Below are 13,751 nucleotides of genomic sequence, written 5' to 3' on the forward strand. Positions count from 1 at the left end.
CGCACGTGGGCCTCGACCGTCCGCTCGCTCACGACGAGCCACTGTGCGACGGCCAGCGGGCCCGGCTGACGTTCGCGCGGGCCCGCCGGTCATCGGCACCTGTTCGCTACACGTTGACGCCGTAGTCCTTGGCGATGCCGGCCAGGCCGGACGCGTAGCCCTGGCCGACGGCGCGGAACTTCCACTCGGCGCCGTTGCGGTACAGCTCCCCGAAGACCAGTGCGGTCTCCGTGGAGTAGTCCTCGGTCAGGTCATAGCGGGTCAGTTCGTTGTTGTCGGCGGCGTTGACCACCCGGATGAAGGCGTTGGTGATCTGCCCGAACGACTGACCCCGGGCGTCGGCGTCATGGATCGACACCGGGAAGACGACCTTGTCGACCTCCGGCGCCAACCCGGCGAGGTTGACCTTGATCATCTCGTCGTCGCCCTCGCCCTCACCGGTGAGGTTGTCACCGGTGTGCTCGACCGAGCCGTCGGGCGACTTGAGGTTGTTGAAGAACACGAAGTGCTGGTCGCTGAGGACCTTGCCGTCGGCGCCGAGCAGCAGTGCGCTGGCGTCGAGGTCGAAGTCCGCGCCGGTGGTGGTGCGAACGTCCCAGCCAAGACCGACGTTGACGTTGGTCAGGCCGGGCGCGGCCTTGGTCAGGCTGACGTTGCCGCCCTTGGTGAGGCTGACTCCCATTAATCCTCCAGGTGATGCCGGGCACGGGCACAGCCCGCTCTCAGTAAGCCATCATGCTCCGCCACCCTGGACATCCGCTGGGAGGGTTGCCGAACACGTCAAACCTCGTAGGGCTGAACCACCACGAAATGGCCCTGCAGTCCCATGAACTGCAGGGCGAGCCCCTCGGCCGGGCCGCCGGAATAGATCTGCCGGGAGACCCTGACCTGCGTCGACACCGAGACCCGCATCCCCGTGGTCCAGGCGACCACGGCGGCCATGTCGGCGAACGTCGGCCCCTGGCACTGCAGGGTCACCGGGGTACCCCGGGTCATGACCACCACCGAACCCTGGCCGGACACGACCAGGTGGAACACGCCGCCGCCGGGGATGCCGGGGCTCTCGATCCGCTGGATCTCCGTCTGCAGGGTGGCGTCGAAGGCGAGCACGTTGTTGGCGTTGATACACAGCGAGTTGCCCTGCAGCTCGACGATGTGCACGTCGGTGGCGTTCTCCGCGAGGAACACCTCACCCTGGCCCTTGCAGGTCATCAGCTTGAGACCCTGCCCGGTGACGGCACCCTCGAACATCGCCCTCAGGCCGCCGGAGCCCTTGTAGATGAACTCGACATCACCCTGGTAGGCGACCATCGAGCCGCGGCGCGCGTGGAACTCGGGGCCGAGCGTCACCTTCACCATCTTGCTGTTCTGCTTCGTCCACCGTCCGGTGGCCGGCACCTCCCGGTACTTCTGCAGGCTCACCATGACGCCCGGCTGGACCCGCTCGGCGGGCGCCGGCCGGACCTGCGGCGGTCCTGGGTGCTGGGGCTGGAAGCCCTGCTGAGGCGCCCCCGGCTGCGGCGCAAAACCCGGCTGCGGCTGCGGCGCAAAACCCGGCTGTGGTCGCGGCGGCCCTGGCGGCGGCGCAGCCCGGACCCGGCGGCGGCGCAAAGCCCTGGCCCGGATGCGGCGCGAAGCCCGGCTGCTGTGGCGGCGGGGGCGGCGGCCCTGGCGGCGGTGCGAACCCCGGCGCGGGACCGACGGGCGCGAGCGGCGGCGGCGACGACGGCGCGGGCGCCGGCTCATCGTCGACCGTGCCGCCGTAAGAGCGGATCAGGTCGGCCAGCCCGCCCGCGAAGCCCTGCCCGACCGCCCCGGCCCGCCACACCCCCTTGCGGTACAGGTCGCAGATGATGATCGCCCGCTCCGTGCCGAAGTCGGCGCCGGTGAAGCTGTACCGCATCACCTCCTGCCCACCCGCGACCAGCCGGACGTACCCCGACCGCAGCTGGCTGGCGGTGCCCGCCCCCTCGATCGCGGCGCAGAACGACAGCTTGGCGATCTTGTCGGGCACCCGGGCCAGCGTCGCCTGGAACGAGTCGGTGTCACCCGACTGCGGCCCGAGCTGCCGGATCGCCCCCTCGGGTGAGGCGGGCTGGTTGAAGAAGATGAAGTACGCGTCGTCGGAGAGCTTGTTGCCCGCGTCGAGCCCGAAGCACGAGACGTCCCAGGTGAGCCCGGGCCCGTCCAGCCGGATGCCGACGTAGATGTCGTCCGCCGGGGTCAGCGCCGAGAGCGGACTCTTCTGCCCCCGAGTGAATACCTGAGCCACCTGTACTCCCCCGGCTGCCGACGATGCGTCCGCGACCAACATATCCGGGCCCGCCTGTGCGGTCACACCAGTGCCGCCGGCCCGCGCGGATCAGCGCCGTCGCGAGCAGCTCACGCTCCTGCGGTCCGGTGGCCGGGGCCAGCACGGCGATCGCCTCGTCCGGAGGACCGGAACAGGCCAGCAGGGCGGCCAGCCGCTCGCGGGCGTACCCGCCTCCCGCGTCGGGATCCGCCCGCAGCTCGGCGACCGCCTGCTCGTGGCGGCCGGAGGCGACCAGCGCCTCGATCCACTCCAGGCGCACCATGACCGGGTCCGGTCAGGACGGCAGCGGGGCGCCGCCGAAGCCCATCTCGTTGCCGTCGGGGTCGCGGAAGGTGGCCTTGCGCACGCCGTTGGCATACGTCTCCTGCTCGGCGGGTTCCAGGCCGCGCGAGGCGATGTCGGGGATGCGGGTGTCGAAGTCGCTGAGGAACAGGGTGTGCATGGCGTGGCCGGCGTGGTCGGGGCGCACCTCGATGAACACGTAGCGGTGCTCGGCGAGCTCCCACACCGCCTCGGTGTCGTTGGGCAGGAAGGACGGTGGGGCGCCGAGCAGCTGCTCATACCAGGCCACCGCCGCGGCGTAGTCACGGACCGGGATGCCTGCGAACAGATCGACGGTCATGGGCTCATGATAGGCGTGACCGGGCCGTGGAAGGTGGCACGGCCCGCCGGGCCGTCCAGGGTGAAGGCGGTCCGGTCGAAGCGGCTGCCGTCGAAGCGGGTCGTGCCGTGGAACTGGGCGCCGGTGAAGTCGGCGTATCCGCCCTCGCAGCCGCTGAGGTCCAGGTCGACGAGTGTGGCGCCGCACAGCCACAGGTGCATGCCCTGCCACTGCCCCGGACCGGGCCGCAGCCGGGTGGCGAGCAGCTCCTGCGCCGCCAGCCGCAGCTGGAGCAGCGTCGTCTGCCCGGGTGTACGGCCACCGGCACGCAGGTCGAACGGGACCGGCATCCGCAGGAACGCGCACACCGTGGTCACGACCCGCTGGCGCAGCTCGGGGCGGTCGTCACCGAGCCGGGCCAGGATCCGCAAGCCGTCCGCACGGGTCGCGGGGTCGCCGAGCTGCCCGGCGTAGGGCAGCACCGCGGCGTCCCGCACGACACCACCGGCGCCGGGCGCCGTCCAGCCGAGCGGCCACACGGACCCGCCGTCGCCGGTGCCGCCCGCCCAGTGCGCGCCGGCGAGGTCGACCGCGGGCTGGTCGAGGTGGACCCGCCCGGCGAAGCGCGCGCCGGCGAACGCGGCCGCCGCCCCGAACCGGGCGTGGTAGAACCAGGCGGGGCCGTCGAAGCGGGCGTCGCGGAACGACGCGTCGCCGTTGAACCGTGCCCCGTCGCCGCCCTCCTCCCAGTCCTGGTAGTCCTCGATGAGCACGGCGACGGGCCAGCCCGGGTCGTGCTCGTTCGGCTCGTCCCACGGCGCCGGGTCGATCTCCTCGACCGTGTCCCAGGCCTCGTCGTCCTCCCACCACGTGTCGGCGCCCCGGCCGAACCAGGCCATGCCGCCGAACACCGCGCCGGTGAAGTCCGCCGCGCCGCGGAAGCGGGCCCGGCCGAACTCGGCGTCGCCGTCGAAGCGGGCGCCGGCGAAGCCGGTGTCGCCGTGGAAGACGGCGCGCTGGAACGCGGCGCCGCCCTCGAACGTGGCGCCGTCGAACGCCGTGGTGCCGTGGAACCGGGTGTCGGCGAACGTGGCGCCGCCGAGCCGGCAGTCACTGAAGTCGGCGTCGGTGAGCGTCGCGCCCGACAGGTCCACCGTGGCGCCGGCCCACGGCCCGCGCAGCGCGTCGGTGAGCAGCCGCAGTGCCGCGCGGACCTCGCCGTCCGGCAGGGCCCGGGTGCGCAGCCGCGAGCAGATCGCGTCCGTGGCCGGCTGCCCCGGCGAGGTCTCATCCACGGCGCGAGCCTACGTGCGGACCGGCTCGTCCGCGGGGGCGAACTGGGTGTGGTACAGCTCCGCGTACCGGCCGCCGACGGCGAGCAGCTCCGTGTGGGTGCCGCGCTCGACGATCCGGCCCGCCTCGACGACCAGGATCAGGTCGGCGGCGCGCACCGTGGACAGGCGGTGCGCGATGACGACGGCAGTGCGCCCGGTCAGCGCCTCGGCGAGCGCCGCCTGCACGGCCGCCTCGGACGTCGAGTCGAGGTGCGCGGTCGCCTCGTCGAGCACGACGACCTGCTGGCCGGCCAGGAGCAGCCGGGCGATGGTGAGGCGTTGCCGCTCGCCGCCGGAGAGGCGGTAGCCGCGCTCGCCGACGACGGTGTCCAGGCCGTCGGGCAGCGAGGCGACCAGGTCGTCCAGCCGCGCCCGGCGCAGGACCGCCCACAGCTCCTCCTCGCTCGCGCCGGGACGGGCGAGCAGCAGGTTGGAGCGCACGGACTCGTGGAACAGGTGCCCGTCCTGGGTGACCATGCCCAGCGTCGCCCGGATCGCGTCGGACGACAGGTCCCGCACGTCGACGCCGCCCAGCCGCACGGCGCCGCCGTCGACGTCGTACAGGCGGGGCAGCAGCTGCGCGATCGTCGACTTCCCCGCACCGGACGAGCCGACCAGGGCGATCATCTGGCCCGGCTCGGCGGTGAACGAGACCTCGTGCAGGACCTCGACGCCGCCTCGGGTGTCCAGGGTCGCGACCTCCTCCAGGGAGGCGAGGGACACCTTGTCCGCGGACGGGTAACCGAACCGGACCGCGTCGAACTCGACGGACACCGGGCCGGCGGGGACCGTGCGGGCGTCGGGCTTCTCCGCGACGAGCGGGCGCAGGTCGAGGATCTCGAAGACGCGTTCGAAGCTGACCAGGGCGCTCATCACCTCGACCCGGGCGCTGGCGAGGGCCGTGAGCGGCGCGTACAGCCGGGTCAGCAGCAGCGCGAGCGCCACGACCGCGCCGGCGTCGAGGCTCCCGCGCAGTGCGGCGACGCCGCCGACGCCGTACACGACGGCCAGGGCGAGCGAGGAGACCAGCATCAGTGCGGTGATGAAGACGGTCTGGTTCATGGCGGTGCGCACGCCGATGTCACGGACCCGGCGGGCCCGCTGGGCGAATTCCGCCGACTCGTCCGCCGGGCGGCCGAACAGCTTGACGAGGGTCGCGCCGGGGGCGGAGAACCGCTCCGTCATCTGTGTGCTCATCGCCGCGTTGTGCGCGGCGGCCTCCCGCTCCAGCCGGGCCAGGCGGTTGCCCATCCGCTTGGCCGGCACCAGGAACACCGGCAGCAGCACCAGCGCGAGCAGGGTGATCTGCCAGGACAGCGTCACCATCACCACGAATGTGAGCGACAGCTGGACGAGGTTGCTCACGACGCCGGACAGGGTACCGCTGAACGCCCGCTGCGCACCGATGACGTCGCTGTTGAGGCGGCTGACCAGGGCGCCGGTGCGGGTCCGGGTGAAGAACGCCACCGGCATGCGTTGCACGTGGTCGAAGACGGCGGTGCGCAGGTCGAGGATCAGCCCTTCGCCGATCTTCGCCGACAGGAGCCGGGCGAGCAGCCCGACCCCTGCCTCGACGAGGGCGATGACCGCGATGAGCACGGCGAGGGTCACGACGGTGTCGCGGGAGCCGCCGCCGACGATCGCGTCGACGACCCGGCCGGCGAGCACCGGGGTGGCGACCGCGAGCAGCGCGGTCACGACGCTCAGGGACAGGAACCCGGCGAGCCGGGCCCGGTGCGGACGGGCGAACGCCGCGATGCGTCGCAGCGCGGCGGCCGAGAACGGGCGCTTGTCCTGAGACGCGTAGATGGCGTGGTGCATCTGGGTCCAGGCGGTGACTTCCATACTCACGTCAGCCACCGTACGACCTCGACCACGGTTGAGGTCCAGTCGTTCATGTGCTCCTGAGGATGACGAGCTGCTGGGTGGCCCTGGTCATCGCGACGTACCGGTCGACGGCTCCCTCGATGCCTTCGCCGAAATTCTCCGGGTCGATGACGACGACCAGGTCGAACTCGAGCCCCTTCGACAACGATGGGGTCAGCGACCGTACCCGGGGCGTCGCCCGGAACGTCGGTGAGCCGATGACGCAGGCGATCCCGTCGGCGTGCGCGGCGAGCCAGGTGTCGAGGACCGTGTCCAGCTCCGCGACGGCGCCGTGCACGACCGGGACGCCGCCGCTGCGGATGGAGGTCGGCACGTTGGCGTCGGGGATCGCGGCCCGGATGACCGGCTCGGCCTCCGCCATGACCTCGGCCGGCGTGCGGTAGTTGATGCTCAGCGACGCCATGGTGACCCGGTCGACGCCGACCCGGTCGAGCCGCTCCTGCCACGACTCGGTGAAGCCGTGCCGGGCCTGGGCGCGGTCCCCGACGACGGTGAAGCTCCGCGACGGGCAGCGCAGCAGCAGCATCTGCCACTCCGCGTCGGTCAGCTCCTGCGCCTCGTCCACGACGATGTGCGCGAACGGCCCGGCCAGCAGGTCCGGGGCCGTGCCGGGCCGGGCGGCCTCGTCGACGAGGGTGTCCTGCCAGCCCTCGTGGCGCAGCATCGTCACCAGGCCGACGCCGTAGTCGTCGTCGAGGACGGCGCTGAGGTCGTCGACGACCCTGGCCCGCTGCTCGCGCTCGGCGGCGACGGCCGCGTCCCGCCCGCGCTGCCGCTGCGCCGCCTCCGGGTCGCCGAGCCGCTGCCGGGCCGCGTCGAGCAGCGGAAGGTCCGACACCGTCCAGGCCTTCGCGTCGGTACGCTGCAGCTGCAGCACCTCGTCGGGCCCGAGCCCGGGCGCGCACCTGCGCAGGTAGGCGGGGACCGTCCACAGGTCCCCGACGAGGTCGGCCGCCTCGATCAGCGGCCACGCGCGGTTGAGCGCCGTGTGCAGCTCCCGGTTGCGCAGTAGCGACGCGCGCAGCGCCTCGTCCGGCGTGTCACCGTCGTACCCGGCGATCAGCAGCGAGCACAGCTCCTCCAGGACCTGCTCGCGCGCCTCGTTGTGCGGGGTGCCGGGCTCCACCGCGTCGAACGCCTCGGCCCAGTCCCCGGGGCTCAGCCAGAGGTCGTCGGCGTCGGTCTCGACCGTCATCCCCTTGGCCGGTGGCCGCTCGTAGAACCTGACCGCCGCCTCGACCGCCCGCACCAGGTCCGCGGACGACTTCAGCCGAGCCACCTCCGGGTCCGTCTCGACCGCCGCCGACGCCCCCTCGGCGACGAGGTCCCGCACGGTGCAGGTCTGCACGCCCTCCTCGCCCAGGCTGGGCAGGACGTCGGCGACGTAGGCCAGGTACGGCTGGTGCGGGCCGACGAACAGCACCCCGCCCCGCCGGTGACCCAGGCGCGGGTCGGCGTAGAGCAGGTAGGCGGTGCGGTGCAACGCCACGACGGTCTTGCCGGTGCCGGGGCCGCCGTCGACGACGAGCGCACCGCTGGATCCCGCGCGGATGATGGCGTCCTGGTCCGCCTGGATGGTGCCGAGGACGTCGCGCATGCGCGCCGACCGGTTGCCGCCGAGGCTGGCGATGAACGCGGACTGGTCGTCCAGCGCGGCATGCCCCTCGAACCCGTCCGCGGTGAAGACCTCGTCCCAGTAGTCGCTGATCCGGCCGCGGGTCCAGCGGTACCGCCGGCGGCTGACCAGCCCCATCGGGTTGGCGTGCGTCGCGCCGAAGAACGGCTCGGCGGCGGGCGAGCGCCAGTCGACCAGCAGCCGACGGCCCGAGCCGTCCGTGAGCCCGAGCCGCCCGACGTACACGGGCTCAGGGTCGTCGGCGCTGACGATGTGCCCGAGGCACAGGTCCAGGCCGAACCGGCGCAGGGCGCGCAGCCGGGCGGTCAGCCGGTGCACCTCCATGTCCCGGTTCATCGCGGCCTCGCCGATGCCACCGGGCGCCAGCCGCTCGGCGTCGAGCCGGTCGGACAGCTCCGCGATGGATTGCGCGAGGCTCTCCGCGATGGCCGCGAAATGCCGGTCGTCGCCGGCGATCAACGCGGGGTCGGCTTTCGGGGAAAGATGCTCGGGAAGGTCGAACGCACTGGTGGTCAGCGGGGTCACGTGCATCAGCTCCGATCCTGGCTTCGACCAGCGATTCTGCGCCACGACCAGGGTCTTGCCACAAGCCCCCGGGTACGATATACGTTAAGAATGGAAGGAGTGGGTGAGCCTCCTTTCCATGCTTCGCGCACAATGCGCTGACAATGCTGCTCGCGGCGATCGGCTCAAGTTCGTGGCCGCCTCGCCGATCGGGGTGAAGTGGGCGTCGGACTGCGCGGCCAGCTCGACGACACCGTCCACGAGGTTCTGACCATGGTCGCCGCCGACGCCGGCCTATGACGTCCAGGGCCGCAGCTTGTCGGGGTTGAGCACCGCCCAGATGCGCGTGATGCGGTCCCCGTCGACGTCGAACGCCAGCACCGACACGGTCACACCGTCCAGCTGCGCCACCAGCCCGGGCTGGCCGTTGACGGTGCGTTCCAGGACCGTCACACCGGACACCAGCACGGCACGCTCGACGAAGAACAGCGCGATCTGCCCGGCGCCCTGCACCGGGCGCGGCGCGGCGCTGACGAGCCCACCGCCGTCACCGGTCGCCGTGGCGTCCGCGGCGAGCAGCCCGACGAGGGCGTCGATGTCCTTGGCCTCCCACGCCCGCTTGAAGTCGCGCACGACCCCGGCCCGCCGAGCCGCCGGCGTCGCGGGTGACCGCGCGGCACGCAGCCGCCGGCGCGCCGACGAGGCGAGCTGGCGGCACGCGGCCGGCGTGCGGCCCACGATCCCCGCCACCTCGGCGAAGGAGTAGCGAAAGACGTCGTGCAGCACGAACGCGACCCGCTCCGCCGGCGTCATCGACTCCAGCACGACCAGGAACGCCATGCTGATCGACTCGTCGAGGGTGATCCGCTCGGCCGGATCGGCGCCGCCGCGCCCGTCGGCCCACTCGGTCGGCTCCGGCAGCGGCTCGGGAATCCACTCGCCCACGTACCGCTCCCGCCGCACCCGCGCCGAACCGAGCAGATCCAGACAGACCCGCCCGGCCACCGTCGTCAGCCACGCCCCCGGCGACACGATGGCCTCCCGCTGCCCCGGCGTCATCGCGTACCAGCGCGCGTAGGTCTCCTGCACGACGTCCTCCGCGTCCGCCAGCGACCCGAGCAGCCGGTAGGCCACGTTGAGCAACTGCCGCCGCTCCCCCATGATCGCGTCCAGGCCCGGCTCCGGGCTGCTCATGGCGCCGGCTCCCTTCGGTCGTCCCGCCCTGCACCTGTCCGACGAGACACCACCCCGGACTGTCAGGTCACGGTGCGGCGGTCACCGGATCACAGGAGGCCGAGCTCGCGGGCGCGGCGGACGGCCTCGTGGGGGGTCGTGGCCTGGAACTTGCGCAGGACCTCGCGGATGTGGGTGCGCACGGTGCCGGCCGACACGTGCATCATCGCGGCGATCTCCTCGGCCGGGATCAGCGCCGACAGGTGCCGCAGCACCTCCGTCTGGCGGGCGCTGAGGACGGGCACCGGGTCGGCCGCCAGCGGGCGGGCCGGGTCCGTGGCGGGGTCGGACGTGGATGGGTGGGTCAGGGCGTGCTGGCGCAGCAGCCGGCGCAGGATCGCGTCGGACTCGTACACGGCTCGGGTGCCGCCGTCGTCCGCGGTGAACTCCACCGCCGTCTGCAGGGCTTCCGTGGCCCGTTGGTGGTCGCCCTGGCGGGCCGTTGCGGCGGCCAGCAGCAGCCACGCGTCGACGAGGACGCCGACCGGCAGGCCGAGCCTGCGCAGGACCCGGTGGGCGCACTCGACCGCGCGGGACGTGTCGCCCTCGGCGAGGAAGGCCGAGCCGCGGACCACCGTGACCTCGGGGCGCTCCTGGTCGAGCCGGGTCAGCGCGGCGCGGGCCTCGTCGTGCCGGCCCATCGCGACCAGGACCCGTAGCTCCGCGAGGTTGAGCTCGTCGCGGACCCACCTGCGGGGCGGCGCCTCGGCCGGTGCGCCGCGCAGCACCGACAGCGCCGCGGGCAGCTCGCCGCGGGCCCGCAGCAGCCTGGAGCGCACGATGGTCAGGGTGGCCGAGTAGGCGCTCTCCCGCGGGCCGGCGTCGGTTTTCAGGCCGGCCTCGGCGGCGTGCAGGTAGTGCCAGGCGGCGGCGGTGTCGTACCGCTCGGCCGCCACCCACGCCAGCGCGACGTCGGCGATGTGCCGCGGCCCGCGGTTCAGGGCCTCGGTGCGCGCCACGAGGTCGAACGCCCGCTGCGCCGTGTCGTACGCCGCCCGCAGCCGGCCCAGGTGCGCCTCGGCGAACGCGAGATGCTGGATGCAGTACGCGATGAGCGCGCCGCACCGCTCATCGGCCGGCGCCCGGACCGCCGCGGCGAAACCCGCCGCGGCCTCGGCGAGCCGTCCGGCGCGCAGGTGCGCGGTCGCGACCCCGGACAGCACGAACACCCACAGCTCGGGACGCGCGGCGATCCGGCCCGGGTCGACCTGGGGCAGCAGCTGCGCGGCGGCGTCCGTGACGGCGTGGAGCCGCTCGGCGTCGCCGGTCTCGTAGGCGATGCTCTGCTGCACCATGCACGCGGCGATCCGGCTCGGCAGCGGCGCGTCCGGGGCCGGCAGCCACGCGTCGCCGGCCAGCAGCCGCTCGGCGCGGACGATGTCGTCGTGCGCGAGCGCGAGCGCGGCGGCGACCATCACGCCCTCCGAGGTCGCGGGGGTCGCGGGCATGCCCGCCAGCAGGCCGGTGATCCGCCCGGCGGGCCCATCCATGATCACCTCGCCGATCGCCAGGTCGTCGACGACGAACCGGGCCGCGTCCTCCCACGCGCCCACCTCGGCGGCGTGCCCGACCGCACCGGCCAGGTCGCCGTGCCGGGCGCACCAGCGCGCCGCGACCAGCCCGGCCGAGCGCGCCTCCTCGGCCGGCAGCGGCAGCCGGTCGCGCAGCACCGCGCGGAACAGCGGATGGAACCGGTACGTGCCCTGCGCCTCGCTCGCCGGTTCCAGGAACGCGCCGGCCTCCTCGAGGTCGGCGAGCACGTAGTCACTCCTGGTGGAGCCGGCGACGGGCAGGCCGCCGGCGATCGCCGCGAGCTCCGGGGTGAACGTGTCGAGCCGCGCGACGCCGGCCAGGAGCCGCCGTTGTCGCGGCGTCAGCCCTTCCAGGATCTCCCCGGTGAAGTAGTCGACGACGTAGTCGTGGGTGGCGAGCGCCGGTACCGCGGAATCCCCGGCGTCCTGCATCGCCATCGCGCACAGCCGGACCCCGGCGAGCCAGCCCCGGGTCTGGTCCATGACGTCGTCGAGGGCCGCACCGGTCAGGTCGGTGCCGTGCAGCGCGAACAGCGCCTGCACCTCGGCGGGGCTCAGCGCTAGGTCGGCGCCGCACAGCTCACTGAGCTGGTCCGTCAGCCGGTACCGGTGCAACGGGAACTGCGGCCGGTGCCGGCCGATGAGGACCAGCCGGAGACAGCCCTGCGCGTGCCGCAGCAGGAAGTCGATCTCGTGCAGCTGCCCCGCGTCGAGCCGGGACGCGTCGTCGAGGACCAGCACCAGCGGGTGCTGGTGCCTGGACAGGACGGCCGCGACCTCGGTGACCGCCCGGTGCCCGTGCAGCGCCGACCACTCCAGCAGCGTCGCGGGCAGCAGCACACCGGCGCGGCGCAGCGCGGCCAGCAGATGCCGCCACATGCGCGCCGGCTGCCGCGTGTCGTCCTGGTCGAGGGTGAGCCAGGCGATCGTGTCCCAGCCGGGGCTGTCATCGGCCCACGCCGCGACCAGGTGGCTCTTGCCCGACCCTGCCGGGCCGGTGATCACGGTGACCGGCAGGTCGGTGAGGCTCCACAGCTCGTCGATGAGCCCTTCGCGCCGAAGCGTCCACTCCACGGGCTCGGGCCGGGTCAGCTTCGCGGACAGCAGCGGGGACGCGCCCGCCGGCTCGGGCGCGCCCTTCGTGACGCCTCCACTCATGTCGATAGACCACAGCATATGCAGCACGGCGGCTCCTGACGGTCCGTTCAGCAAAACGGCGACGGTCAGTGCACGCCGTTGAGCAATCGCCGGATCAGCGGGGTGAGCGCGGCGAGGGCGGCGCCGAAGACGACCGCGGCACCACCGAGCACGCCGAAGTACAGGGTTTCGTGCTCGGCGCTGTAGTAGCGGGCCAGGACGCCGGACATGGCGGTGCCCAGTGCGACGGACAGGAAGAACAGTGCGACGGTCTGGGTGCGGAACGCGGCCGGGGCGACCTTCGTGGCCAGCGACAACCCGACCGGCGACAGCAGCAGCTCCGCGACGGTGAAGACCAGCAGGATCCCGGCGAGGGCGAGCAGCGGGGTACTGTTCGGCCCGCCGCCCGCCAGCGGCAGGAACAGCAGGAACGCCAGGCCCATGACGACGGTGCCGGCGGTGAACTTCGCCGGGGTCGACGGCTGCCGGTCGCCGAGCCTGGTCCAGAGTGCCGCGAACACGCCGGACAGCAGGATGATGAACACCGGGTTGATCGACTGTACCCATGACACCGGCATCTCCCAGCCGAGGACGGTGCGGTCCAGGCGCTGGTCGGAGTAGATCGTGACCACGGTGAACTGCTGCTGGTACAGCGACCAGAACACCGCGCTGGCAAGGAACATCGGGATGAACCCGACCATCCGGCGCCGCTCGACCGGTGCGACGGCGCCGGAGGACAGGATGACCACGAAGTAGGCGACGGCGGCGACCGCACTGAGGACGACCACGGCGGTGGCGAGCCGACCGGCCGGCAGGACGCCGGTGAGCACGACGGCACCGGCCACGACGATCACCGCCGCGGCGACCAGCGCGACCAGCGGGCGGCGGGCCGGCGGCAGCGGGTTGGGCACCTCCCGCGCCGCGCCCGTCAGCTGCCGGCGGCCGATCGCGTACTGGGTCAGCCCGATCGCCATGCCGACCGCGGCGAGGCCGAAGCCGTAGTGGAACCCGGCCTTCTGCTGCAGCAGCCCGGTCAGCAGCGGCCCGGCCAGCGCGCCGACGTTGATGCCGAGGTAGAACAGCGAGAAGCCGGCGTCGCGGCGCGGGTCGTCCTCGGCATACAGCGAACCGACGAGCGAGGTGGCGTTGGCCTTCACGCCGCCGCTGCCGACGGCGATGCACACCAGCCCGGCGGCGACCCCGGCGAGCCCGGGCAGCACCGCGAGGCAGATGTGCCCGGCCATGACCAGCACGGCGCTGCCGAACAGCACCCGTTCCGGGCCGAACAGCCGGTCCGCGGTCCACGCGCCGAGGATGGTCGACAGGTACACGGCACCGCCGTACGCGCCGACGATGCTCGTCGCGGTGGTCTCGTCGATGCCGAGTCCACCCCGGTCCGCCCCGTAATACAGGTAGATGAGCAGGATGCCCTGCATGCCGTAGAACGAGAACCGTTCCCACAGCTCGACGCCGAACAGGTTCCCCAGAACCCTCGGTTGGCCGAAGAACGTGCGCTCCCGCGGCTGCGTCATACCGGTGACCCCTACCCGCCCGGCGTGCGGCTACCCGTCCG

At 73.1% G+C, this 13,751-nt stretch carries 9 protein-coding genes and 1 pseudogene; all 10 read right to left on the reverse strand.

Annotated features, from left to right (window positions below; genetic code table 11):
- Window positions 1-106: 106 nt before the first annotated feature.
- Window positions 107-682, reverse strand: coding sequence for a TerD family protein (locus tag OHA72_RS53730; RefSeq protein ID WP_327003845.1), 576 nt, complete (start codon window positions 680-682; stop codon window positions 107-109).
- Window positions 683-780: 98 nt separating this feature from the next.
- A complete protein-coding gene (locus OHA72_RS53735; protein ID WP_327003846.1) occupies window positions 781-1,425 on the reverse strand; it encodes an AIM24 family protein in 645 nt (214 codons plus the stop codon).
- A 397-nt stretch (window positions 1,426-1,822) separates the two neighbouring features.
- Window positions 1,823-2,314 (reverse strand): annotated as a pseudogene (locus tag OHA72_RS65330) (TerD family protein); the annotation flags it as partial.
- Between the two features lie 274 nt (window positions 2,315-2,588).
- Window positions 2,589-2,936 (reverse strand): VOC family protein, encoded by a 348-nt coding sequence (locus OHA72_RS53745; protein WP_327003848.1) that lies wholly within the window; start codon window positions 2,934-2,936, stop codon window positions 2,589-2,591.
- Complete coding sequence (locus OHA72_RS53750) at window positions 2,933-4,210, reverse strand: pentapeptide repeat-containing protein (RefSeq protein ID WP_327003849.1); 1,278 nt, start codon at window positions 4,208-4,210, stop codon at window positions 2,933-2,935. Before OHA72_RS53750 ends, OHA72_RS53745 begins: the two co-directional genes overlap by 4 nt.
- Window positions 4,211-4,219: 9 nt before the next feature.
- Window positions 4,220-6,070, reverse strand: a complete 1,851-nt coding sequence (locus OHA72_RS53755; protein WP_327011839.1) for an ABC transporter ATP-binding protein — start codon at window positions 6,068-6,070, stop codon at window positions 4,220-4,222.
- Between the two features lie 73 nt (window positions 6,071-6,143).
- A complete protein-coding gene (helR, locus tag OHA72_RS53760) occupies window positions 6,144-8,303 on the reverse strand; it encodes an RNA polymerase recycling motor ATPase HelR (RefSeq protein WP_327003850.1) in 2,160 nt (719 codons plus the stop codon).
- Window positions 8,304-8,570: 267 nt separating this feature from the next.
- Window positions 8,571-9,470: an RNA polymerase sigma factor SigJ gene (sigJ, locus tag OHA72_RS53765; RefSeq protein WP_327003851.1), complete on the reverse strand. Its 900-nt coding sequence runs from the start codon at window positions 9,468-9,470 to the stop codon at window positions 8,571-8,573.
- An 89-nt stretch (window positions 9,471-9,559) separates the two neighbouring features.
- Window positions 9,560-12,199 (reverse strand): winged helix-turn-helix domain-containing protein, encoded by a 2,640-nt coding sequence (locus OHA72_RS53770; protein ID WP_327003852.1) that lies wholly within the window; start codon window positions 12,197-12,199, stop codon window positions 9,560-9,562.
- Between the two features lie 65 nt (window positions 12,200-12,264).
- A complete protein-coding gene (locus OHA72_RS53775; RefSeq protein WP_327003853.1) occupies window positions 12,265-13,710 on the reverse strand; it encodes a peptide MFS transporter in 1,446 nt (481 codons plus the stop codon).
- Window positions 13,711-13,751: the final 41 nt, after the last annotated feature.

This window comes from Dactylosporangium sp. NBC_01737 (assembly GCF_035963215.1).
In the GTDB taxonomy this organism is placed as follows: domain Bacteria; phylum Actinomycetota; class Actinomycetes; order Mycobacteriales; family Micromonosporaceae; genus Dactylosporangium.